The sequence below is a fragment of the Kitasatospora sp. NPDC001175 genome (assembly GCF_053598215.1).
The window spans coordinates 88,255-111,602 of record NZ_JBSFJU010000020.1 but is presented as its reverse complement, the minus strand read 5'-3'; the positions used below and the strand labels follow the sequence as shown (position 1 = coordinate 111,602).

At 72.8% G+C, this 23,348-nt stretch carries 20 protein-coding genes and 1 pseudogene; 11 read left to right on the top strand and 10 right to left on the bottom strand.

Going from position 1 to position 23,348, the window contains the following annotated elements; all coding sequences use genetic code 11:
• Positions 1 to 381 precede the first annotated feature (381 nt).
• The 4 genes from ACWDAK_RS17215 to ACWDAK_RS17200 are packed head-to-tail and all read left to right on the top strand — an operon-like array spanning position 382 to position 6,869.
• Entirely contained in the window at positions 382 to 759 is a 378-nt protein-coding gene (locus tag ACWDAK_RS17215; protein ID WP_344634305.1) for a CU044_2847 family protein, read from the top strand.
• A 29-nt stretch (positions 760 to 788) separates the two neighbouring features.
• A complete protein-coding gene (locus tag ACWDAK_RS17210) occupies positions 789 to 2,837 on the top strand; it encodes a VMAP-C domain-containing protein (protein ID WP_427393844.1) in 2,049 nt (682 codons plus the stop codon).
• A 17-nt stretch (positions 2,838 to 2,854) separates the two neighbouring features.
• Positions 2,855 to 3,874: an AAA family ATPase gene (locus ACWDAK_RS17205; protein ID WP_344634303.1), complete on the top strand. Its 1,020-nt coding sequence runs from the start codon at positions 2,855 to 2,857 to the stop codon at positions 3,872 to 3,874.
• Positions 3,864 to 6,869, top strand: a complete 3,006-nt coding sequence (locus tag ACWDAK_RS17200) for a TIR-like protein FxsC (protein WP_344634302.1) — start codon at positions 3,864 to 3,866, stop codon at positions 6,867 to 6,869. Before ACWDAK_RS17205 ends, ACWDAK_RS17200 begins: the two co-directional genes overlap by 11 nt.
• Positions 6,870 to 6,946: 77 nt before the next feature.
• Here ACWDAK_RS17200 and ACWDAK_RS17195 read toward each other — a convergent pair whose 3' ends face one another.
• Positions 6,947 to 7,777 carry a tryptophan 2,3-dioxygenase gene (locus ACWDAK_RS17195; protein WP_344634301.1) on the bottom strand — a complete coding sequence of 277 codons (831 nt, stop codon included), beginning with the start codon at positions 7,775 to 7,777 and terminating at the stop codon, positions 6,947 to 6,949.
• Between the two features lie 198 nt (positions 7,778 to 7,975).
• Between ACWDAK_RS17195 and ACWDAK_RS17190 the strand changes: the two genes are divergently transcribed.
• Positions 7,976 to 8,410 (top strand): Lrp/AsnC family transcriptional regulator, encoded by a 435-nt coding sequence (locus ACWDAK_RS17190; protein ID WP_344634300.1) that lies wholly within the window; start codon positions 7,976 to 7,978, stop codon positions 8,408 to 8,410.
• An 18-nt stretch (positions 8,411 to 8,428) separates the two neighbouring features.
• Here ACWDAK_RS17190 and ACWDAK_RS17185 read toward each other — a convergent pair whose 3' ends face one another.
• Positions 8,429 to 9,058, bottom strand: a complete 630-nt coding sequence (locus ACWDAK_RS17185; protein ID WP_344634299.1) for a MarC family protein — start codon at positions 9,056 to 9,058, stop codon at positions 8,429 to 8,431.
• 75 nt (positions 9,059 to 9,133) lie between these two features.
• Positions 9,134 to 10,156, bottom strand: coding sequence for a sugar kinase (locus ACWDAK_RS17180; RefSeq protein WP_427393843.1), 1,023 nt, complete (start codon positions 10,154 to 10,156; stop codon positions 9,134 to 9,136).
• Between the two features lie 118 nt (positions 10,157 to 10,274).
• Between ACWDAK_RS17180 and ACWDAK_RS17175 the strand changes: the two genes are divergently transcribed.
• Positions 10,275 to 11,552: an alanine racemase gene (locus tag ACWDAK_RS17175; protein ID WP_344634297.1), complete on the top strand. Its 1,278-nt coding sequence runs from the start codon at positions 10,275 to 10,277 to the stop codon at positions 11,550 to 11,552.
• A 263-nt stretch (positions 11,553 to 11,815) separates the two neighbouring features.
• On the opposite strand, the gene ACWDAK_RS17170 is transcribed toward ACWDAK_RS17175, so the two are convergent.
• The 5 genes and pseudogenes from ACWDAK_RS17170 to ACWDAK_RS17150 form a co-directional block, all read right to left on the bottom strand.
• Positions 11,816 to 14,572 (bottom strand): M4 family metallopeptidase, encoded by a 2,757-nt coding sequence (locus tag ACWDAK_RS17170; protein WP_427393842.1) that lies wholly within the window; start codon positions 14,570 to 14,572, stop codon positions 11,816 to 11,818.
• Positions 14,573 to 15,005: 433 nt separating this feature from the next.
• On the bottom strand, positions 15,006 to 16,067 hold the full coding sequence (locus ACWDAK_RS17165; protein ID WP_344634295.1) for a hypothetical protein: 1,062 nt from the start codon (positions 16,065 to 16,067) through the stop codon (positions 15,006 to 15,008).
• Complete coding sequence (locus ACWDAK_RS17160) at positions 16,064 to 16,411, bottom strand: PadR family transcriptional regulator (protein ID WP_344634294.1); 348 nt, start codon at positions 16,409 to 16,411, stop codon at positions 16,064 to 16,066. The genes ACWDAK_RS17165 and ACWDAK_RS17160 overlap by 4 nt, the downstream gene beginning before the upstream one ends.
• 358 nt (positions 16,412 to 16,769) lie before the next feature.
• Positions 16,770 to 16,931, bottom strand: a pseudogene (locus tag ACWDAK_RS17155) (DUF397 domain-containing protein); the annotation flags it as partial.
• Between the two features lie 15 nt (positions 16,932 to 16,946).
• Positions 16,947 to 17,432, bottom strand: coding sequence for a DUF5753 domain-containing protein (locus ACWDAK_RS17150; RefSeq protein WP_427393841.1), 486 nt, complete (start codon positions 17,430 to 17,432; stop codon positions 16,947 to 16,949).
• Positions 17,433 to 17,706: 274 nt separating this feature from the next.
• Between ACWDAK_RS17150 and ACWDAK_RS17145 the strand changes: the two genes are divergently transcribed.
• Positions 17,707 to 18,291, top strand: coding sequence for an NUDIX domain-containing protein (locus ACWDAK_RS17145; protein ID WP_427393840.1), 585 nt, complete (start codon positions 17,707 to 17,709; stop codon positions 18,289 to 18,291).
• Here the strand turns inward: ACWDAK_RS17145 and ACWDAK_RS17140 are convergent.
• The gene (locus tag ACWDAK_RS17140; RefSeq protein WP_344634291.1) at positions 18,272 to 18,583 is read right to left on the bottom strand and encodes a barstar family protein; all 312 of its coding nucleotides are present in this window, start codon (positions 18,581 to 18,583) and stop codon (positions 18,272 to 18,274) included. The two genes, ACWDAK_RS17145 and ACWDAK_RS17140, sit on opposite strands and share 20 nt — an antisense overlap.
• Before the next feature lie 135 nt (positions 18,584 to 18,718).
• Between ACWDAK_RS17140 and ACWDAK_RS17135 the strand changes: the two genes are divergently transcribed.
• The 4 genes from ACWDAK_RS17135 to ACWDAK_RS17120 all read left to right on the top strand — a co-directional run bounded on the left by ACWDAK_RS17135 (position 18,719) and on the right by ACWDAK_RS17120 (position 22,580).
• Positions 18,719 to 19,285 (top strand): DoxX family protein, encoded by a 567-nt coding sequence (locus ACWDAK_RS17135; RefSeq protein ID WP_344634290.1) that lies wholly within the window; start codon positions 18,719 to 18,721, stop codon positions 19,283 to 19,285.
• A 35-nt stretch (positions 19,286 to 19,320) separates the two neighbouring features.
• Complete coding sequence (locus ACWDAK_RS17130) at positions 19,321 to 19,833, top strand: hypothetical protein (protein ID WP_344634289.1); 513 nt, start codon at positions 19,321 to 19,323, stop codon at positions 19,831 to 19,833.
• A gap of 84 nt (positions 19,834 to 19,917) precedes the next feature.
• Positions 19,918 to 20,496: a Uma2 family endonuclease gene (locus tag ACWDAK_RS17125; protein WP_344634288.1), complete on the top strand. Its 579-nt coding sequence runs from the start codon at positions 19,918 to 19,920 to the stop codon at positions 20,494 to 20,496.
• 320 nt (positions 20,497 to 20,816) lie between these two features.
• Entirely contained in the window at positions 20,817 to 22,580 is a 1,764-nt protein-coding gene (locus ACWDAK_RS17120) for a glycosyl hydrolase family 18 protein (RefSeq protein WP_427393839.1), read from the top strand.
• Positions 22,581 to 22,596: 16 nt separating this feature from the next.
• Here ACWDAK_RS17120 and ACWDAK_RS17115 read toward each other — a convergent pair whose 3' ends face one another.
• Positions 22,597 to 23,295 carry an ABC transporter ATP-binding protein gene (locus tag ACWDAK_RS17115; RefSeq protein WP_425557512.1) on the bottom strand — a complete coding sequence of 233 codons (699 nt, stop codon included), beginning with the start codon at positions 23,293 to 23,295 and terminating at the stop codon, positions 22,597 to 22,599.
• Between the last annotated feature and the right edge of the window lie 53 nt (positions 23,296 to 23,348).

Genomic DNA, 23,348 nt, shown 5'->3' with positions numbered 1-23,348 from the left:
GGTCGGTCGCCCGGTGGTCGGGGGTGGCCGAGCACAGCGCGTGAGCGGCTGCTTCCGGTCCGGAAGCCCTCGAAGGGCCGGTCAGTGCTGACGTGGCGGCTCCGCGGCAGGTGCGGCCCGCTGATCGGGGAACCCGCCTCGGTGACCGGCGGCCCACGGGGAGGAGTCATCCGGCGTTGGCCGGGGCAGGCCGTTGCGAACCCCGCGCAGGAGTAGCGGAGCAGCGGAGTGCCCCCTGCCGCCCGATGGCCCGATGAGTCGGTCACCCGCTCGGGGGGATCCGGCGGGAATCGGTGCGCGATTCGAGACTCCGAGTCGAGGAATCATTCCTCCCCGGTAGGGCATCCTGGGAGAACAAAGGTGAAGGCTGAGGGGGAAGTCGTGCCTGAGTATGCGGAGTTCGTGACGGTCGGCGGCGCCGTGGTGCGCGTCGAGGGCGCCGAGACGGAGGGCCTGGGGGACGACGAGCCGTACGGCATGCAGCCGGTCGGTCGTGGTTCGTCAGCGGTCACCGCCGGGGTGGAGCGCGCGTCGGCGACCTTCGAGCAGGCGCTCGCGGGTGTCCGGGTGGCTGCCGAATCGGCGCTCGCGGCGTTCCGTGACGGCAGTCTGAAGCCGGACGCGGTGGAGATCGCGTTCGGGGTCAAACTCTCGGCCGAGGCGGGGGCGTTGATCGCCAAGACCGCCACCGACGCCCATCTGACGGTCAAACTCGTCTGGGCGCCGGAGAGAATCCCGGCCGGTCGCGACGAACCCTGATGGCCGGCCCGCGGACCCGGGACGACACCATGTTCGACGAGACGGCCAACTACCTGCCGGACCAGGAGGTGACGCACCTCCCGGCCCCGGCGGGCTACGGCGATCCCGCACGCGGCGAGTCCTCGTACCGCGACCCCGCCCCCGACGTTCCCGAAGCCCCCGCCTACGGCGTGCCGCTTCAGCGTGACCGCGGTGGTCGGCTCGACCCCGGCGCCGACTCGGCCCGGCAGGACGTCAGTTGGCTCACCCGGATCACCACCGAGGGCCCGTTCGCCACCACCGGCGCGGGGCTGCTGATCTCCGACCGCCGGGTGCTCACCTGCGCCCATGTGGTGCAGGGCTGTGTCCGGGCGCGGGTCCATCTCGCCGCGCGCCCCGACCACCCGCCGATCGGCGCCACCGTCGCCGTGCGCGGCCCGTGGGTGGAACGGTCCGGCGGCACCGGCGATGTGGCGGTGCTGGAGCTGGACGCCGCGCTTTCGCCGTACACGGCCACCCCTGCCAGGTTCGCGCCGCTGCACGGCTGGAGCGGGCTGCACGCGCCGCAGTTGGCCGCGTACGGGTTCCCCGAGGGGCACGACGGCGGGTTGAGCAGCGAGGTCCGGCTGACCAGGGGCGCGCTGCGGATCGGCGGCGAGCTGGTCCAACTGGAGCACGAGGGCACGGGGATGCCGCTCGCGCCCGGGTTCAGCGGCGGCCCGGTGGTGCTCGCCGGGACCGGGGAGGTGGTCGGCATCGTGACGGCGGCGCAGGACACCCTCTGGCGAGGCGTGGACGACCGGGCCCGGCGGCACGGCGGTGTCCCGGCGGTCCGGCTCGGCCAGATGCTGCCCGACGAGGCGATCGCCCGGTACGCGCCCGAGGTGGCCGACCGGCTCCCGGGGGCGGCCGTACCGGCGGACGCGGTGAGGGAGTTGCGGCTGCTGCTGGCGGACGCCGACGTGGCGGCCGACCCGCTGGAGCTGTACCGCGCGGCGGCCGGCCGGCTGGGCTGCCCGGACCCGCCGACCCGGCCGCGCAACCTCTGGGAGGCGGCCTGGTACCTGCTCTCCGAGGTTCCGCAGCCGGTCGGCCGGCTGCATCCGGTGCTGGACTTCGTCGGCCGGCTGGCCGAGTCGGCCGAGGACGAGCGGCTGCGCGCCGGGCTCTCCCGCTGGCTCGCCGCCGGTGTGCCGTACGCCGGCGCGTCCCGCGGCACCGTCCCCGCGCCAGGGGAGCCGGTGCGCGCCGCCCCGCGCCGGGAGTGCTGGCGCCCGATCCTGGTGGACATCCAGCCGAGCGGTGCCGGGACCAGGATGTTCCATGTGTCGATCTCCGCCATCCGCGACGGTGTGCTCGGCGAGCCGCACTCGCGGACCATGCTGAGCTCGATGCTGCCGGGTTTCGTCCGCGAGCGGCTCGAGGAGGAGATCGGCCAACTGGAGCCGGACGGCGCCGAATTGATCATCTTCGCGCTGCCCCGGAAGTGGATCACCCAGCCCGTGCACAGCTGGGCCAGGCGCAAGGACTTCGGTCCGCTCGGCGCCGACCACGCGGTCGTGGTGGTGGACCAGCTGCGCCGGGCCAACGCCGCCGACCGGCGCCACCTGGAGATGAAGTGGGCCCGGATGCGGGAGGACCACAGCGCCGCCCTGTACCCGATCCCGTGCCACGCCGTCCCGGACAGCAAACGGCTCTACCAGCGGCTGCGTCCGGTGGCGCGCGCGGACCTGCCCGTCCTGCCCGGCCCGCCCAAGGGCACCCCGTACGAACCGTTGCTCGCGGCGGCGCTCAAGGCCGGTGCGCCCGCCGTCATGTGGACCCAACACACCTGTACCACCGACCACACCTACGTCGAGACCTGCCGGAACAGGCGGTTCCTTGACAGACTTGCAGTCGAGCTGGCCGATCTCCAGCTGGACGACCTGCCGCGCCGGGTGAGGGAGTTGCGCCACCAGGCGGAGGAGGGCGAGGACCCGGGCGCGCACTGGTCGGCCGGGCTCGTGCTGCTCTGGGAGGACCCGCAGGTCGTGCCGAGCCCGCACCGACCCTACGGGGTCGCCCCGACCGCCCAACCACCCCGCCACCCGAGCGACTAGCACGAGAGGGCCGCAGCATGCCGCTCAAGCCGATCTACCGGGGCGTCGAGGAGCCCCACGACGCGCTCGCCGAACTCCCCCCGCCGCCGCCCTGGCGCGCCTTCGACGGCGGACCGCCGCTGGACGGTCCGGTCGGTCGGGCGGACGGCGCGGACCAGCGCTGGGCCACCACCGCGGGCCACCGGGCGGGCACCTTCCGGCCGACCCCCGAGACCGTCGAGCTCGTCAACGCGGCCCTCTACCTGCGCCGCCCGCTGCTGGTCACCGGTCCGCCCGGCAGCGGCAAGTCCAGCCTCCCGTACGCCGTCGCCCGCGAGCTGGGCCTCGGCCCGGTGCTCCGCTGGAACATCACCAGCCGCTCCACCCTGCGCGACGGCCTCTACCAGTACGACCCGCTCTCCCGCCTCTACGCCGCCAACCAGGCCGGGCCCCGGACGTACGGCGCGGCCCTCGACGAGCACCTGCGCCTCGGCCCGCTCGGCACCGCCCTGCTCCCGTACCGGCGGCCCCGGGTGCTGCTCATCGACGAGATCGACAAGGGCGACCTCGACCTGCCCAACGACCTGCTGCACGTGCTGGAGGACGGCCAGTACGAGATCGACGAACTCGTCCGCGCCGCACCGCAGCAGCCCGAGGCCCAGGTGCTCACCGCCGACGGCTGCCACCGGGCGCCGATCAGCGGCGGCCGGGTGCGCTGCCGGGCCTTCCCGTTCACCGTGCTGACCAGCAATGCCGAACGCGAGTTCCCGGCGGCCTTCCTGCGCCGCTGCGTGGTGCTGGAGCTGCGCCGTCCCGAAGGCGCCGAGCTGGAGGAGATCGTCAAGGCCCATCTGCCCGAGGCCGACGCCCGGCTGGTCGGCGAGATCGTCGAGGTCTTCCTGGGCCGCCGGGAGGACGGCGAACTCGCCACCGACCAGCTGCTCAACGCGATCTACCTGACCTCCCGCCCCGAACTCGCCGAGGCCGCCGACCGGGCGGCCCTGGCCGCCCAGGTGATGCCGTACCTCAGCAGAGGCCAGGACGACGATGTCTTCTGACCAGGCGCCGGGCACCGCCGGACCGCTCGACCAGCTCGCCGCCCTGCTCACCGAGCTCGGACTGGCCGATCCGGGGCCGGTGGAACTCGCCGAACTGCTCTGGCTCGCCGCCCGCGGCCGCGAGGGCGACGCGGGCCAGGAGACGGGCGGTGGTGCCGGGGGGCCGGGCGCCCGCCGCCAGGACCGCCTGGTCGACCCGAACCGGACGGCCGGCCGCAGCACCGGCACCGCGGCCGGCGCCGGGCAGAGCGTCCGCACCGCCCTGCACCTGGCCTCCGGCGATCCGGAGGACGCGGTGGCCGCCGTCGCGGCCGTCCCCACCCCGAGCGTGCCGATGCTGGCCCGCCCGCTCACCCTGCAGCGGGCGCTGCGCCCGCTCAAACGGCGGGTTCCCGACCCCCGGCACGTCCAACTGGACGAGGACGCCACCGCCAACCGGTTGGCCGACGCGGCCACCGCGGACCGCCTGGCGCACGGGACGGGGTGCGCGCAGGGCCGGCGCCCGGTACTGCCGGTGCTGCGGCCCAGCACCGAGCGCTGGCTCGACCTGCACCTGGTCTTCGACTGCGGCCCCACCATGGCGCTCTGGCGCCCGCTGCTCCAGGAACTGCACACCCTGCTGGTGCAGACCGGCGCCTTCCGCCAGGTGGTGCGGACCCGCCTCGACGCGAGCGGACGGCTGGCGACCCGCCCGATGGCCGACGCCCGCACGGTGGTGCTGGTGCTCAGCGACTGCATGGGCCCGCAGTGGCGGCCCGGCGCGGCCGGCAACCACTGGTACCGGACCCTGCACACGCTGGCCCGCCGGGCCCCGGTCGCCGTGGTGCAGCCGCTGCCCGAGCGGCTGTGGCAGCTGGCCGCGCTGCCGCCCGAGGTCGGCCTGCTGTCCGCACCCGAGGCGGGGGTCCCCAACTCGGCGTACGGCTTCGCGCCGTTCAGCGAGCTGCCGCCCGGGCCAGGTGAGCTGCCGCTGCCCGTCCTGGAACCGAACGCCGGCTGGATCGCCAACTGGGCCCGCCTGGTGGGCAGTCCGGCCGGCGGCCAGGTGGTCGGCTCGGCGCTGCTGGTCGGCCCCGCCCCGGCCGAGTACGCCGACGACGTCGAACCGCTGCCCGAACCGCACGAACTCGGCCCGGAGGAACTGGTCCTGCGTTTCCGCTCGGTGGCCTCCCGGGAGGCCTTCACCCTGGCCGGGCTCACTGCACTCACCACCCCCGCCCTGCCCGTGATGCGGCTGCTACAGCGCGCCAGCTTCACCCGCCCGCAGCCCCAGCACCTTGCCGAGGTGGTGGTCAGCGGGCTGCTCAAGGAGCGCGATGGCCGCCGAGACCACTTCGAATTCCGGTCGGGGGTGCGGGAGTTGCTGCTGAACACGCTGCCGCGCTCGACCACCCACCAGGCCGTCGGACTGCTCGCCAGGGTCGGCGAGCAGATCGCCGAACGGGCGGGACGGGCGCCGGGCGAGTTCGCCGCCCTGGCGGCCACCGACAGCGGGGGAGCGGCGGTGGCGCTGGAACGCCGCGCCTTCGCCCTGATCAGTCCCGCCGCGCTGCGGCTGCTGGACGGCCCGACCGCACCCGTGCTCCAGCAGGTGCCGCAGCCGGACCGGCGGCCGGTCCCGGTGCCGCAGGCCCCGCCCGGCCTGCCCGACCCCGAGCGGTCCCGGGCCGTGCTGCTGCTCACCACCTCGCGAGCCTCGACGGCCGAGCCGCTCGCCGAGCACGAGTTCCGCGCCAGCGGCGACGTCACCGGCCTCGCCGCCGCGCTCTCCAGCCGGGCCCTGGTCGGACTCGCCCCGGAACGCGTCTGGGCCGGCGTGGACGACCCGGTCGCCTTCCAGCGCGCACTGCGGTCCGCCGTCGCCGAGGCGGAGGACGTCCTGGTGGTCTACGTCGGCGGGGAGGCGGCCGGGCCGCCGGTCGAGCGGCTGACGCTGGGCCCCGCGGCCAGGTCGGTGGACTGCGTGGCGATGCTGGAGACCATGGCGGCGGCGCGGGCCCGCAGTCGGCTGCTGGTCATCGACGGCTGGCAGGAGGTGCTGCCCGACGAGCCCGCGATCATGGAGGACTCCTCCGACACGCACGTGGTGGTGAGCATGCGGCAGCCGTCGGCGCGCTCCTACGCCAGTCGGCTCGCCCGGGTGCTGCGGGACGGAAGCCCGGGATCCCCTGCGGAGTTGACGGTTGGTCAGTTGATCCGCGAGGTGCACGAGCGGGGCATCCGCGAGGTGGACCTCGCCCAGTCGCGGATCTTCTCCTGGGGGGACCGGCCCTTCCTGTTCTCCCGCAACCCGGCCGTCACCGGGGAGACGGGGCGGCCCTCGCCGCGCTCCTCGCAGAGCGTGCCGACCCGTCGGCCGAACGCCGCCTCGCACTCGCGCAACTTCCGCCAGGAGACGGCGTGGGACGCGGAGCCGCCGGGGCCCGCGCAGCCGTACTTCTTCCTGAGCTACCCGGTGACCGAGCGCCCGCAGCCGCTGGTGGAGCAGCTGTTCGCCGATCTGACCGAGGAGGTACTGCAGCTGACCGCACTGCCGGGCGCGGTGCCCGCCGGCTTCATGGACCGGCTGGACCCGGCCGATCCGGAGGCGGACCGGGGGGTGTCCGAGGCGCTGGCCAGCTGCCGGGTGCTGGTGCCGCTGTACTCGCGGAGCTACTTCCGGTCCGAGCGGTGCGGGAGGGAGTGGACGGCCTTCGAGCGGCGGGGGCGGGCGACCGGGTGGGCCAGCGGGATCGTGCCGGTGCTCTGGTCGCCGGTGCCGCTGGCCGAACTCCCGCCGGTGGCGGCCAGACTGCAGTACGTGCAGAGCGGGCTCGGCTCGTCCTACGTCGAGGAGGGACTGTACGGGCTGGCGAGCCTGCGCAAGTACCGGCAGCAGTACGAGATGGCGGTGCACCGGATCGCGGTGCGGATAGTGGACGTCGCGGACCGCACCGCGATCCTCCCCGGTACGCCGCTGCGGCTCGACGGTCTGGAGAGCGCGTTCACGTCGTAGTGGTACGGGCCGTGGCGGCACGCACCGAAGCGGCACGGGCCGCAGCACGGGAGGGCGCACCCCGGATGCGCGCCCGTTCAGAGCTGGTCGCGGACGGTCCAGAGCTCGGGGAAGACGTCCTGGTCGGCGGACTGCTTCAGCCAGGCCAGGCCGCTGGAGCCGCCAGTGCCGGGCTTGGCGCCCATGGCGCGCTTGACGGCGGACAGGTGCCGCTGGCGCCAGCGCGTCACCCGTTCGGCGGTGTCGAGCAGCGCCTCGCCGAGCCGGGCCAGCTCCGCGTGCCCGGGCTCGGTGTACACCTGCCGCCAGGCCGTCTCGACCTCCGGGGCGGGCCGGTAGCGGGCGGTGCCTGGCCGGTGCGCCACGGCGAGTCCGCGCCGCGACAGCAGGGCCAGTACGTCGTCGTACAGGCCGGGCGCGTGCAGGGCGGCGGTGAGCTCGGTGTGCACGGCGGGGTCGGACTCGTACATCCGCAGCAGCGACTCGCTCTTGTTGCCGAGCAGGAACTCCAGCCGCAGGAAGGCCGAGGACTGGAAGCCGGAGGCCTCGCCGAGCAGCGGCCGGAAGGCGCCGAACTCCCGCGGGGTCATGGTCGCCAGCAGGTCCCAGGAGGAGATCAGCACGTCCTGGACGTGGGTGCCGCGCCGGAGGGCGGCGAGCGCGGCCGGCACGTCGTCCCCGCGCAGCGACCGCTGGGCCGCCGTCCACTCGTGCCGGAGCAGGTCGAAGAGCAGCTCCATCACCTGGGTGGCGATGATGAACGACAGCTCGGCGTCCTCGGCGCTGCGCGGGTGCTGCAGGCTGTGCAGGGTCTCCAGCCGGGCGTACTGGGCGTACGGGGTGCCGTGGACCACGTCCTCGGCCGGGCGGAAGGAGAGTTTCGGGGTGGTGATGCCGTTCTGGACCATGCCGGTTCCTCCTGGACGCGCGGGTTGCCGCGGTCACCGCCGAGCCATCGGCTGCTGATCTCCCGCGACACCATTGTGCGGCGGCCGCAGTGGCCTTTGAATGGGCAGTGCACACCGGATCGGCGAAACCGGTTTACGTTCGGAACCTGTTGGCCCGATCAGACCTTATGGAACGAAACCCTCACTCCGGGAGCAGCCGTGGACGCCGTCGACCGTCTTTTGATCGCCGAGTTGCAGGGCGACGCCCGGCTCTCCTTCAATGAGCTGTCCCGCCGGGTCAAGCTCTCCCCGCCGGCCGTCGCCGAGCGGGTCCGGCGACTGGAGGCGGACGGGGTGATCAGCGGCTATCACGCGCACATCGACCTCGACGCGGCCGGACTGACCGTCACCGCGCTGGTGCAGATGCAGTGTTACGGCCGGCGCTGTGTGCTGCGCGATCCCGAGGTCGCCCGCTGGCCGGAGGTGCTCCAGCTGCACCGGGTCACCGGCGGGGCCTGCTGCGTCCTGCTGGTGGCGGCCCGGAGCATGGCCGACTTCGAGCAGCTGATCGACCGCCTGGCGGTCTACGGGCAGCCGTCCAGCTCGATGATCCTCTCCACCCCGGTCCCCTGGCGCCCGGTCGAGCTCCCCTGACCTTGCGGTCAACGACCGTCAGTGGTGCGGGAAGTGGGCGCCGAGGCTCTCCAGACCGGCCAGGAACAACTCCACTCCCACGGCGGCCAGCAGGAGTCCGAGCAGCCGGGACAGCACCTGGAGCGAGGTCTGGTGGCTGCGGTGCAGCACGCTGGAGAGGGCCAGTACGGAGAAGCAGTTGATCAGCACCACCGCGAGATAGGCCCCGGCGATGGTGCTGTGCCACGACCAGGTGTCCCTCTGCAGCGACTCGACCATCACGGCGGTGACCGCCAGCGGGCTGGCGATGTACGGCAGCAGCAGCTCGCGCAGCCCCTCGGCGAGCGGGTTGTCCCACTCGGCCCCCGCCGTCTCCCCGCCGACGAGGTGCATGCCCAGCACCAGGGCGACGGCATAGATGAAGAAGATCACCCCGCCTGCCAGCAGCAGCGACTGGTCGCTGATGTGGAAGAAGGTGGTGAGGAAGTCCGCCGCGTACGCCAGGGTGACGCCGACCAGCGCGGCCAGCACGGTGCTCGCCAGGACCAGTCGGCGCAGTTCGGCCCCGGTGCGTTTCCGGGCGAGGTGGGCGAAGGTCAACAGGACCTTCGGCGGGCCCACCACGGCGAAGAACGTGATGAAAGCACTGCTCAGGTTGAAAACGGACATGGCCCAAGCATGCGTCAGCCCGGGGCGGTCACCCTGATACCGACATTCCTCGTGGCCGGTCGGCCTGAGGGCGGTTCAGCCGACGGCCGCCGGGTGGAAGCCCGCGCCGTCCACGGTGGTCGCGGCCCAGCCCGCCTCGTCCGCCGCGAGCAGCCGCTCGATCAGGGCGGCGGGCGGCAGCTCGCCGAGCTCGCCACGGGTGGTGAGGGCGGCCGCCGCCGCGAGGTGTCCGAGCCGCAGGCGTTGGGGCTCGGTCAAGTTCCTCAGTGTGCCTGCCAGATAGCCCGCAGCGAAGGCGCCGCCCGCTCCGGTCGGCTCCACCGGGGCCACCCGGAGGGCGGGTTCACAGACGGTCGAGCCGTCCCGGGCGATCGAGGTGGCGCGGTGCGTCTCGTCCTTCAGCACCAGGACGGTCGGACGGGGGAGCAGCTTGCGCAGTGCGGCCGGGTCGTCGGTGCCGAGCACCTCGCGCGCCTCGTCGGCGCCGAGCAGCACGATGCCCGAGGCGTTCATCAGGAAGCGCAGCGCCTGCCGGTCCCGCCCGGCCCAGAGCGCGGGGCGCCAGTTGAGGTCGAAGCTGACCAGCTTGTCCGGGACGGCCAGCAGGGTGCGCACCAGGCGGTGGCAGCTGTCGGAGAGCGCCGGCGTCACGCCGGTCAGATGGATCAGCGGTGCGGCGGCCAGCAGGGCGGCGGCGGCCGGCTCTGCCAGCAGCTCGGGGCCCATCGCGGAGGCGGCCGAGCCGCGCCGGTAGTAGTGCAGCCGGGTGCGGCCCGCCCCGAGGTCGTACGGGTGCTCCTGGCCGGAGCCGGTCTCCTTGAGGTACAGGCCGGTGGGGCGGGACTCGTCGTAGCCGACCGCCGAGGTGTCCACGCCGTGCGCGGCGATCCGCCGGACCAGCTGCCGGCCGAAGCCGTCCGCGCCGACCCGGCTGATCCAGGCGGCCGGGACGCCGAGCGCGGCCAGGGTGCACGCGACGTCGGACTCGGGGCCGCCGAAGCCGGGGTGGAAGCTCTCCGCCCGCTCCAGTGGTCCCGGGCGGTCGGGGAGGAGGGCGGCCATCGACTCGCCGAGGCAGACGGCGGCGGGCGGTGTCACCTGGGTGCTCCTCGGAGAGTGCCTTGACCTCGGTCCAGGGCTGAGGTCAGATCAGTAAAGGCATATTATGCGAGGAATTTTGCGTATTGTGCAGCGCCGAATTCGGAGGACAACGGCTATGGTGCAGATCCCACAGGTCATCGACCGCACCCGGGTGGCGGCGCTCGCCGAGGAGCGGCTCGACTGGCGGTTCAAGGCCGTCCCCGCCGCGGCCTGGGGCGCGACCGTCGCCGAGTACCTGGCCACCGGCCCCACCCTGGACGACCTCGCCACCCCCCTGGTCACCCTCGACGCGGGCGCCCTCGACCACAACCTGGCCACCATGGCCGAGTGGTGCGCCAAGGCCGGCGTCGACCTCGCCCCGCACGGCAAGACCACCATGGCTCCCGTCCTCTGGCAGCGCCAGCTCGACGCCGGGGCCACCGCCATCACCCTCGCCAACCTGCCCCAGGTCAACGTCGCCCGCGCCTTCGGCCTGCGCCGGATCCACCTCGCCAACACCCTGCTCGACCCCGCCGGGCTGCGCCGCCTGTCCGCGGACCTCGCCGCCGACCCGGAGTTCCGCTTCGCCTCCTGGGTGGACTCCGTCCGCTCGGTCGAGCTGATGGACACCGCACTGCGCGGCGCCCCGGCTCCCGTGGACGTCTGCGTCGAACTCGGCTCGCCCGGCGCCCGCACCGGCTGCCGCACCGTTGCCGAGGCCCAGGCCGTCGCCCGGGCCGTGCACGCCGCGCCCGGCCTGCGGCTGGCCGGTGTCAGCGGGTACGAGGGCGCCATCGCCCACGACGCCACCGCCGACTCCCTCGCCGCGGTCGCCGGCTGGGTGGCCGACCTGGCCGAGCTGTACCGGCTCCTGGACGCCGAGGGGCTCTTCGACCAGGCCGACGAGGTCTGGGTCACCGCGGGCGGCAGCGCCTACTTCGACACCGTCACCGAACTCCTCGCCCCGCTCGGCGACTCGCGCACCCGGGTGGTGCTGCGCTCCGGTGCCTACCTGGCCCACGACGACGGCTTCTACCGGGGCATCTCCCCGCTCGCCCGGGCCCACTCGGAGCGGCCGTTCCGCTCCGCCCTGCACGCCTGGACCAGGGCCGTCTCCCGCCCCGAGCCGGGCCTCGCCCTGCTCGACGGCGGCAAGCGCGACCTCTCCTACGACTACGACTTGCCCGAGCCCCAGCTCGTCCGCGGCGGCGGCCGGCTGGCGGGCGGACGGATCACCGCGCTCAACGACCAGCACGCCTTCCTGCGGGACACCGACGTCCAGGTCGGCGACATCGTCCGGCTCGGCCTCTCCCACCCCTGCACCGTCTTCGACAAGTGGACGATGATCCCGGTGCTCGACGACGCCGACGCCGAACTCCCGCGCGTGGTCGACCTGGTGCGGACCTTCTTCTGACGTCCACCGGCAGCCCTGGTCGCACTTCGTGCTGCCCTCGGCGGAGGCGGTATCCACCGGGGTGCCTGACCTGTGGTGGTTGCGCGCGGGCTGCCCGTACGGCTCCGGCGTACGGCCACTTCGGCCGCGAGCTGCCGGACCTCACCTGGGAGCGCACCGACAGCGCCGAGCAGCTGGAGGCGGCCGTCACGGCCTGAGGTCGAAGCGGGCCGGGCGAGCGGTGTGCACGCCCGGCCCCTCCTCGTGCGCTGAGCGAGCGCGGGTCAGCAGCCGGCGGCGGGGCGGTCGCGGGTGACCAGGTCGGTGCGGCCGGGGGTGGCGTCCAGCCAGAGGACCCGGGTGCCCTGGTCGGCTGCGGCCTGGTACTGGCCGCCGCGGTTGCAGGAGACGCGCTCGGGGGTGCCGCCGGTGATCGGGAGCTGCCAGAGCTTGGGAAGCGCGGCATTGGTCCAGCCGTCGGCGGGCTTGCGGCTCTCGCCCCCGTAGGTGACGGCCAGGTCGGAGGCCGTGATGGTGACGGCGGTGCCCGCGGGCGGGGCGTCCGGGGAGGTGCCGGGCAGCACGTCGGTGACGCCGGAGCCGTCCAGGGCACCGGAGCGGACCGAGCTGCGCTTGGTACGGTCGCCGGGCGTCTCCACCCAGAGCAGGCGGCCGCCCGCGAGCAGGGTGGAGGTGATCGCGTCGGGGCTGCTGCCACCCGGTGCGTCCGCCACGTACTGGGCGGTGACCTTGCCGGCGGGGATCGAGTAGACGGTCGCCGCGTCGACGTAATCCTGCCCGGAGGCCCAGGACTCGGTCCAGCCGAGGTTGCCGTCCTTGAGGGTGAGGCCGGACATCCGGTGGCCGTCGGACAGCGGGAGTTCCACCGCCGGGCCGCCGCCGTGCGAGAGGTGGATCCGGGTCCGGCCGGTGGCGGAGTCCGTCACCTTGAAGGCGATGTCGTTGCCGGAGATCGCGACCTCACCGGGCTCCCGGGTGGTACCCGTGGAGTTGAACAGGCTGCGGATCGGGCCGCCGGCCAGCGAGCGGGTCAGCACCTCCATCCCCCACCTGCCCTGGGCGTCGGTGCCGACGGCCAGCCAGGCGGCGGAGGTGCCGTCGGTGGCGGCCCAGCCGTGCACGCGGCCGTCGTCCGGGCTGAGCCGGGTGGGGGCGCCGCGGCCGGTGGTGGAGCCGGTGTACAGGGCGGGCTGGGCCTTGCCGGTCGGGTCGGCGTCGGCCATCACCCAGTGGCCGTCGGCGACAGCCGGCGCAGACGGGGCGGAGGCGTCGCTCAGCAGCGTGCGGCTGTCCATGCCGAGCCGGTGCTGCCAGCCGGCCTGGATCCCGTGCGCATCGAACGCGCCTGCCACGGCTCGGAGTTGGGCGCGGCTGAGGTGGAGCGCCCGGCCGGCGGCGAGCACCGCGTTGCGCCCGTCCACGAAGTCGTCCATCGGGGTCAGGTAGTCGGCGAGCGCGCGGTAGACCAGCCGGTCGGCGGTGAGCGGGTCGAGGGTGCGCCGGATGTCCCACAACGCACCGGAGAAGATGGTGGAGTTGAGGTGCGCCCCGCCGCTGTCGAGCCCGATCCCTGCGCCGAGGTAGTCGTTCACGGTGGTGCGGTGGTCGTCCAACCGGCGCTGGGCGCAGGCCTCCGGGGTGCCGGTGCGGCACCGGCTCTCGCCGAGCAGGGCGGCCTTCGGGTCGTTCATCGACATGCCGCGGGCGGTCACCTCGATGGCGTTGCCGAAGTAGTCGGCCAGTGCCTCGTTCATCGCGCCGGCCTGGCCGAAGCCGACCAGGTTGGCGGTGTGCTGGATGACGCCGTGGGTCATCTCGTGCCCGGCCACGTCGAGTGCCACGGAGAACGGGTTGTACTGGGGGCCGCCACCGCCGTAGACCATCTTCTGCCCGTCCCAGTAGGCGTTCGGGAACGGGTCGCCGCCGTCGGTCACGTCGACCACGGAGGTGATCGGGCCGTCCTTGCCGTCCAGGCCGTTGCGGCCGAGCCGGTCGTGGTAGAAGTCGTACACGATGGCGGCGTCGAGCTGGGCGTCGGTGGCGCCGCTGCTGCCGGTGGCGGCCGGGAAGTCCGGGCTCGGGGAGCGGACCGGGTGGCTGTCGGCGGGGATCCTGCCCTGGAAGTCGCCCCAGTCCCGTCCGGCCGCGTCGTAGGTGGTGATGGCAGCGGGACGGGTGAGGTCGGTGAGCTGGTAACTCCCGTCCGGCAGACGGCCGATGTTCACCTTGGTGGAGTGGCCGAAGGCGTCCGGGGCGGTGCCGGTGGCGGGTTCGATACCGGTGTCGCTCGGGGTGGTGGGGCCGGTGCCGGTGTCCGCCCCGACCGTGTACGGGGCGGCGGCGCCTGCGAGGGCGATCGCGCCGACGGTGGCGTCCACGTAGACCTCGCGGACGAGTCGGCCGCCGGCGGCCGGGGTGGTGCTGTGCACGGTGAAGTGCTGGGCCAGCCGGCCTGTGCCGCCGGGCAGGATCACCAGGCCGCGGTCCTCGGCGCTGGCCCCGGCCCGGGCGTGCTCGTCCTCGATCGAGCTGAGCGCCAGGTTGCGCAGTGTCTCGGCCGGGATGGTGGGCCTGGTCGGCGCGGTGAGGCCGGTGAAGTACTTGCCGCCGACCGACTCGACGCGCTGCTGGGCGCCGTCGCCGGTGAGGTGGACCAGGTACTGCGCGCCGAGCACCGGTATGCCGCCCCGGTCCTGCTGGAACCTGACGGTGTGTCCGCCATCGTCGGTGCGGTCGGTGGCGATCGCGGTCAGCTGTCCGGGGTCGACCCGGTACCGGTCCCGGTGGGCCGCGAGGTGGGCCCGGGCGGCGTCGGCCGGGTTGCCGGGGGCCGCTTCGGCCAGGCCGGTGACCAGCTGCGGGGTGGCGGTGTCCTCACCGGCCACCAGGCCGGGGACCGGGTCGGCGTCGGCCGCCGGGGCGGATGCCGCGGCCAGGGCGGGAGGGGCGACGAGGGCCAGGGCCAGGAAGGTGGTCAGGCCGAGGCCGAGCGCCTTGGGCCTGGAAGTGCGGTGATGCACGGCAGTCCTTTCACGGGATGCGGGAACGGAGGTTGCGCGTGGGGTGTTTCGGGTTGCCTGACGGGGTGTCGGGGTGTTCGGATCGGCGGATCCGGGCGAGTGGGGGCGGCCCGCTCGGTCGGGCGCACTGGGCCGGTGGGCCTGACGGCGAACCGTTTCCGGCGCGTGCGGGGGCGGCCGAGTGGCGAGCGCGAGGTCTGTCAGCCCGCATGGCTGACTGGCCGTCACCTGAAGACAATAAGTCATCGATCAACATATGTCGATGGTCAATTCATGCAGTGGGGGCGACGGCCGTCGGGCCCGACCGGCCGCGCCGTCGGTTGCACCGCAGATGGCGGCGCTGCGGCGGCCGGATACACCTCAGGCGCCCACGAAGTGGGCGCCTGAGGTGGCGGGAGAGCGGGGCCGGAGGGTCAGCCGGGGAGGTGGGTTGTCACACCAGACCGGCGGGTTCGACGGGGCGGGTGCGCCAGTAGGTGCGGCTGACGGCGGCCAGGAGCGTGGCGCCGCCGAGCAGGCCGAGGACGACCACGGTGTTGTGCAGTAGCTCGCGGCTGTCGAACGCGGGCTGCTCGGAGAACGGCGGGCTGACCAGGACCGTCCAGGGGAGCGCCGCCAGCGCGATGCCGGCGGCGCGCAGACGGTCGGGGCGCCGGGCACCGAGGTGGAGGAGGAGGGCGAGGCTCAGCACCGCAGCGGGCCAATGGCTGGAGTCGTCCGTCAGGCGTTCGAGGGTCGGCGAGAAGGCCAGGTCGAAGAACGCGTCCGGGCGGGAGGGCCGCGGGACCTGCCACAGGACCAGGAGCGTGCAGAGCGGCACGGCGACGGCAATGGCGGCGAGCGCGACTCCGCTGCGGCCGCGCCGGGACAGGTCGACGCCGTCCGGTGGGGCGACGAGCAGCAGTGCGCCGAGGGTGGTCCAGAAGCCGAGGAGGCCGTGGTACTGCGCCCACGCCGGCCCGGAGTGGACGTGATGGAACGCCAGCACGATCGCGAGCCGCCCGAGGGTGCCCACCACGACCAGAGCGCGAGCCGCCGACCAGCGGCCGAGACCGGCGCAGAGCAGAGCCAGGAGCCAGGGACCGGTCTGCAGCAGGCCCGCGGCGGCCCGGACGGGGTTCCCCCAGCCGTAGGGGAAGTCGGGGTGGATGAACCCGAGCAGCAGGTGGACCGCACTCAGGCCGGCGCCGCCCGCGAGGACGAACGGCGCGGCGCCGGCGGCGATCCGGCCGACGGGGTCGGCCGAGCTGAGGCGGGTGCGCAGCCGCAGGGCGTGCGCGGCGAGCGCGGCCCACTCGCGCAGCCCGGTGCCGAGCTCGGCATCCTGGACGACTTCGGCGAACACGGCGGTGATCTCGTCACCGTGTGCGGCACGGTACTTGGCGGGGTAGAGGGCGCGTAGTGGGAGCCTCGCGGGGAGCGGGCGAGTGCCGGCCACGGGCGTGGTCGCAGGCGTGGCCGTGCTCGTGGTCGTCACCGCGGTCGGGTCGCTCACGCCGTCCCCCCGTGCAGCTGGAGTCGGCCGAGCGCGAGCCGGCGGTCGGCCTCGGCCACGCCCGCGCGCAGGCGCTCGGTCTCCTCGCCGAGGACGCTGCGACCCTGCTCGGTCAGAGTGAAGCTGCGGCGCAGGCGTCCGTCCACGACCTCCTCGTGGTCGATCCGGATGAGGCCCTGCTGGAGCAGGCGGTCCAGGGCCGTGTAGAGGGTGCCGGTGAGCAGCTTGGTCCGGCCTCCGGAGATGGCCAGGACTTCCTGGATGATCGCGTAGCCGTGCCGGGGGGCGTCGGCCAGTGCGGTGAGCACGAGGCGTGTCGGCTCTTGGAGTTGACGGTCTGCCATGGGGAGACCATAGGTCATCGATTGAGATATGTCGATCGTTTAGATATATCGGAATGCTGCGCGAGGAGGCGGCGGCGAGGGTGGGCGGTGGCCGATCGGATCGTGGTGCTCGAGCTGGGCGCGATCCTGCAACAGGGGCCGTTCGAGTGGCTGGTGCACGAGCCGGGGCTGTTCCGCGAGCTGTGACTGCCGTCCCGCGAACGTGACCGTGGCACCGTCCCGAAGCAGCGCCAGGGCCGGCGCGAGGGGTAGGGCGCCGGACCTCGCACGGTACCGGCTCTAGCTAGGGGTGGTAGAGCTCGCTGATGCCGGTGACCACGTTCTGGCCGTTCGAGGGTCCTCGGGTTCGGGCGGGCGGTCAGACCTCGCCGAACTCGCCGTTCCTGACGCCTGCGACGAAGACGGCGAAGGCTTCGATGGAGAAGATCAGGGCCGGGCCTTCGGGGTCCTTGGAGTCGCGGACGGGGACTGCGCCGGGGAAGCCCGGGGCTGCTTCGACGCAGGAACCGCCGTTGTCGCTGTGGGAGGACTTGAGTCAGGAAGCGTCAGCCAAGTCATGCATTCTCAAGGTCCTTTCGAACGTCGCGGATCGGGGCCAGGGACGCGCCTTGGACAACGACTCCACCTGTAGCTGATCGTAGTCTCGTTCCCAGGCCGCGACGGCTTCACGCGCACGCTCCAGGTAGCCTCGAGCTTGGGATTCGGTGTAGCCGACCACCGTGTGATCGGGCAGTGTCAGCAGAGCCACGGGCAACGTGAACGGACGGTGTTCGCCAAGGCTGAACGGGGCGATCTGAACCGTGTTGTTCGGGCGAACTGCCAGGTGCTCCAGGTGAGACAACTGCTCAAACATCACCTCACGTCCGCCGATCGGCCGGGCCGGGCAGCTCTGATCCATAACCGCATGGATGATCGGTGGGGACTTCTGCTCCAGCAGGCGCTGGCGATTCGCCAGAAAGGCGACTCGTTCGTCCGCCTGGTCCTGAGTGATGCTGCCGCGCAGCACGGCAGCCTCGATCACGGAGAGGAGCGGTAGTGGCTGTGTTTGGAGTGGGTGCAGGCTCGTTGCAAGAGCCCCAGGTTGCGGAGTCGGCCGGCGTGGACGAACCGCCGACCTGCCCCGGCGAGGAATGTCGTAACTCAACTCGCTGGGACGGTAGTGCAGTTGATGGAGTAGCCCCCTGGCGATGCTCCTGTGGCCGGTTCGGGGTCTGCTGGCCCGCCGTCGTGGCCGCCTTGCACGGCGTGCCGGTCGTGCAGGCACTGGGCGGCACCCTGGAAGGGGGGTTGACGAAATGACGTACCGCCCCACCACCTTCATGAACACGGACTACGGCGCCTGGTCGGATCCTCCCGGGCGGGCCGACCTCGCCCCCGCCCAGTACTCCCCGATCCGGATGGAGTGCCAGGGCCTGATCACCGACCCCCGGGGCTTCGTCCTGCTGGTCAACCCCGATGACCGCGACGGCTGGACCCTGCCCGGCGGTCCCGCCCGCTCGGGCGAGCTGCCGCACCTGGCCGCCACCCGCACGGTACGCGCGGAGACCGGGCTGGAGCTGCACTTCAGTGACGCCCTCATCGTGGACATCACGCCGCACCCGCACTCGCCGCAGACCGTGAACCACGTCTTCGGCGCCCAGGTCACCACCCAGGCGGCGGCCACCGCGACCATCCCCGCCAGGGCACTCGCCCGGATCGGTGAGATCGCCTGGGTCGGACCCGGCCACGTCCCCGGCCGCTGCGCCGATGGCCACGCCCGCCGCATCCGGTCCGCCCTGCTGCGCCTCGCCGACCCGTTCGCGCCCGTCTACCACGTCGACGGCCGTGCCGTCGGGCCTGAGGGCGAGCATCGGCGTCGTACTACTCGAGCCGGACGGTGACCCCGTACTCGTACAGGACGTCCAGGATGGCGTCGAAGTAGCTCCGGGTGCGGTCGCCGGAGGTCGGGAGGCGGCGGGTCAGGTGGTGGCGGGCGTGGGCCGAGTCCTCCCAGACCAGGGTGAACGGCGGCTCGGGGCCGAAGCCGCCGCGTAGGCAGTCGGCCAGGGCGTCCAGGTTGCTGCCGTAGTAGCCGTCCGGGGCACGGAGAGCGCGGCCCAGTGCGGTGTAGAACGACGGCTCGTCGGACACGGTCCGGCCGTCCAGGTGGTACTCGGGCTGCTGCTCTTGCATCGGTACGTCCTTGCGTTCGGGGTACTCGGCCGATGGGGTCGGGTTCGCCCGGATGGCGTTCCCGGGTCGTTCCGGGCCCGCCCTTCGGCTGGTATGGGAGGCGCACCGTCAACCGGCACGATCCGAGGGCCCATCATGACCTGTCTCAGCCGTAAGGACCTAGGGCTGTTCGCCCTGCGCGCCGCCGTCGGCGGGGTGCTCTTCGCTCACGGTACCCAGAAGCTGTTCGGCTGGTTCGGCGGCGGCGGTCTGGAGGGGACCGCCAGTGCGATGGAGCAGATGGGGTTCGAGCCGGGCCGTCGCAGCGCTCTCGCGGCGGGCCTCGGCGAGGCGGGCGGCGGTGCCCTGCTGCTCGCCGGGCTGGCCACCCCGGCCGCCGGATCGATCGTCGCGGGCACCATGGCCGGGGCCGTCTCGGTGAGTGCCCCGGCCGGCTTCTTCGTCACCTCGGGCGGCTACGAGTACCCGGCCCTGCTCGGCGCCTGCGGCCTCGCCCTCGGCATCTCCGGGGCGGGCCGTTTCTCCCTGGACGAGGTCACCGGGCACTGCCTCGACCGCACCTCGATCGGCCTGATCTCCTTCGCCGCCGCCGCGCTCGCCGCGGCCGCCGTGGTGACCCGCCGGAAGGACGTGATCCGCCGCCGCGAGGCCCGCGCCGCCGACGAGGAGGCCTTCCAGGTCGAGGGCACCGGCCTGTCCTGAGCGATGGAGCGGGGAGAGCCCGGCGAGGAGCAGTCATGAAGCACCGTCAAGTCCAGGGCATGCTCGCGGCGGCCGCAGCCGTGCTGTGCGCCGGAGGCGGGCTGGCAGGGTGCGCCTCGTCCGGCAAGCCGCCGGCTTCGCCGGCCTCCTCGGCGGTCTCGGCCGCCCAATCGGCACTAGCCTCGGCGGCAAGCGGTCTGGCGTCCCAGGCGGCCTCGGCACTGGCCTCCGCCGAGTCCGCCGCCTCGTCCGCGCTGGCCGGGGTGAAGGGTGGTCTGAACGCCACGGATGACGTGGTGATCGGGCCGGTGGTCCGGGGTACCGACGGGACCACGGACGCGCCGCTCACCATCACCAACCACCAGTCCAAGCCGTTCCGTTACATCATCGAGGTGGACTTCAAGGACGGGTCGGGCAAGCTGCTGGACGCCGTGGTGGTCAACGTCCCCGAGGTCGCGCCGGGCGCCACCGCCGACGCGGCGGCCCGCAGCCACCGCGAGTTCCCGGGCCAGGTGACGGCCGTGGTGGTGACCGCGCTGCGCTACTGAATCCTCACTCTGAAGAGTGCCTTCTTGCGGTACCCGCTCGGTACGCTGGCTCTGTCGGCCAGAGTCGTGCCCATGGGAGTGATGATGACTGCCGTACCAGACTGGCTCATCCCGCCAGAGGGCGGGTTCACCGCCGACGATCTCGACAACATGCCTGGCCTCCCGCCGCACACGGAGTTGATCGACGGGAGCCTCGTCTTCATGAGTCCGCAGAAGTACTTCCACGCGCTGGTGGTCTCTCTGCTCGAGTGGAGGCTGCGGGGAAGTTGTCCGAACGGCTTCCGCGTCGTGCGCGAGATGAGCGTGGTGCTCGGAAAGCACAACCGGCCGGAGCCGGACGTCTCGATCGTGCGCGCCGAGGCGGTCACCGAGGATGCGGAGGAGACCGGCTACCGGGCGCAGGACGTGGTCCTCGCGGTCGAGGTCGTCTCACCGGACTCGGCCGAGCGGGACCGGGAGACCAAGCCGCGCAAGTACGCGCAGGCCGGGATCCCGCACTTCTGGCGGGTGGAGAAGGGTGAGGGGCGGCGGCCCGTCGTCTACGTCTACGAGCTCGACCCGGCGACCGAGACCTACGTCCCCACCGGGATCTTCCACGATCACCTCAAGGTCGTCGTCCCGTTCGAGATCGACCTGGACCTGACCGAGATCGACAAGCTCTGAGGCTCCCGTACGCCGGTCCCGCGCAGCCGCGGGGCCGGCGTCGTGCTGTCCGGGCCCGGGCGGAACCTTAAGGCGGGGTCAAGTGGCAACTCGGTCCCTTGACGGCGGAGTTGGTCTAGTCCATTTTTGAGGGCAGGTGCAGGGAGCCCTGGGCCGGCGCCGGTGGTCCAGACCTCCAGTGCCGGCTCCGCGCACTCATCTGCCCGTCGCAGCACCGTGCTTGTCCCCATTCCGCTGTCATGCCCCTGGCCACGTGGCCCCACCCCGCGTGTGCTCCCCCAAGGGGGCGGCAGTCCCCCACGACGAGGAGTCATGCACTCATGGACCGTGTTCTCCCCAGGTACCAGGAGCCGCCCCGCAGAGGGCGGTCGAAGAGCCTGACCGGGCTGGCGGTCGGCGCCGCGGCGTCCCTGCTGCTCGGCGCGGGCCTCACGCTCGGCGCGGGTGCCACCGCCCAGGCCGCGCCGACCAACTCCACCGGAGCCCCGGCGACCAGCGGCGGCATCAAGGTGGCGTACTTCGACCAGTGGTCGATCTATGCCAACGCGTACTACCCGAAGACGGTCCAGGACACCGGCGTGGCCTCCAAACTGGACTACCTGATCTACGACTTCGCCAACATCGACCCGGTGAACCTCACCTGTTTCGAGGCCACCAAAGCCGCCTCGCAGGACGAGAACAACCCCAGCGCCGGTGACGGCGCGGGCGACGCCTACGCCGACTACCAGAAGACGTACGACGCGAGCACCGGCGTGGACGGCGTCGCCGACACCTGGAACCAGCCGCTGGTCGGCAACTTCAACCAGCTGAAGAAGCTGAAGGCGAAGAACCCGAACCTCAAGGTCCTGCTCTCGATCGGCGGTTGGACCTACTCCAAGTACTTCTCCGATGCGGCAGCCAGCGACGGCTCGCGCAAGAAGCTCGTCTCCTCCTGCATCGACATGTTCGTCAAGGGCAACCTGCCCGCGCAGGGCGGCTTCGGCGGGCCCGGCACGGGTGCGGGCATCTTCGACGGCTTCGACATCGACTGGGAGTACCCGGGCGGCGGCGGCCACCTCGGCAACCACGCCTCGCCGGCCGACAAGCAGAACTTCACCGCGCTGCTGGGCGAGTTCCGCTCCGAGCTGGACGCCCAGGGCAAGGCGGACAACAAGACCTACGCGCTCTCCGCGGCGGTCGGCGCCGGCCAGGACAAGATCCAGAACGTCGAGACCGACAAGATCGGCCAGTACCTCACGTTCCTGGACGTGATGACCTACGACATGCACGGCGCCTGGGACCCGACCGGGCCCACCAACCACCAGGCCCCGATCTACTCCGGCCCGAACGACCCGATGACGCCGGTCAAGCCGGGCAACGGCAAGTACTCGATCGACAACGCCATCAAGGCCTGGACGGTCGGCGACCCGCAGTACGGGATCCCCGGCGGCTTCCCCGCCAACAAAATCAATATGGGTGTCCCGTTCTACTACCGCGGCTGGACCGGGGCGCCCGCGGGCGACAACCACGGCCTGTTCCAGAGCGCGACGGGGCCGGCCACCGGCGCTCCGATGTCCGGCAACGTGAACGGCACCCGGATGTACAAGGAGTTGAACGGCTTCGTCGACAATCCGGCCTACACCTACTGGGACGACGCCGCCAAGACCTCCTACTTCTACGACGGCACCACCTTCTGGAGCGGTGAGAACGCCCGGTCCATCCAGGCCAAGCTGGACTACGCGCACTGCAACGGCCTCGGCGGCTCCTTCGCCTTCTCGCTCTACGACCTGGGCACCCAGACCTCGCCGTTCGACACCATGGTGAACGCGACCAACGGCTCCGCGGCCAACTGCCCGGCGCCGCCGACCTCTTCGCCGTCGTCCTCCACCAGCAGCTCTCCGTCCTCCTCCCCGAGCGGCTCGCCCAGCCCGTCGCCCACCTCCTGCGCGGGCGCCCCGGGCTGGAACCCCTCGACGGTCTACGCGGCCCCGGGGACCAAGGTCTCCTGGAAGGGTCACTACTACACCAACAAGTGGTGGACCCAGGGCGAGGACCCGTCGATCAGCGGCCAGTGGGGCGTCTGGGCCGACAACGGCCCCTGCTGACCGGCCCACCGACAGGTCAGGCCGCCCCGGGTGCCGACGCGCCCGGGGCGGCCTCGACGATCCGGCCGTCGGCGAGCTCCACCACCCGGTCCGCGAGTTCCATCAGCGCCGGGTCGTGGGTGGCCACCAGCGCGGTGACGCCCTCGCTGCGGACGACTGCTCGCAGCAGCTCCATGACCGACCGTCCGGTCTCGGAGTCCAGCTGGCCGGTCGGCTCGTCCGCGATGATCAAGGACGGCTCGTTGGCCAGGGCGCGGGCGATGGCGACGCGCTGCTGCTGGCCGCCGGAGAGCTCACCCGGACGCTGCTGCGCGTGGTCGGCCAGGCCGACCAGGGCGAGCAGGGTGCGCGCCCGCTCCTCGCGCTCGCGTACCGGGACGCGGCGCAGCCGCATCGGAACGCCCACGTTCTCGGCGGCGCTGAGGATCGGGATCAGCCCGAAGGACTGGAACACGAAGCCGATCCTCTCCCGCCGCAGGGCCAGCCGGCCCTCCTCGTCCAGCCGGGTCAGACCGGTGCCGTCGAGTTCGATCTCGCCGCTGGTCGGGCGGTCCAGGCCGCCGACCAGGTTGAGCAGGGTGGTCTTGCCCGATCCGGACCGGCCCTTGAGTGCGGTGAGTTCGCCCCGCCGCACCTCGAAGGAGACCCCGCGCAGGGCGAACACCTGGCCGGCACCGGAATCGAAGCGCCTGGTCACGTTCCGGACCGTCACCATCGGTACGGATGAGTCTTGTTGGGGGATCGCCATGCTCAAGTGTGCGCTTCTGT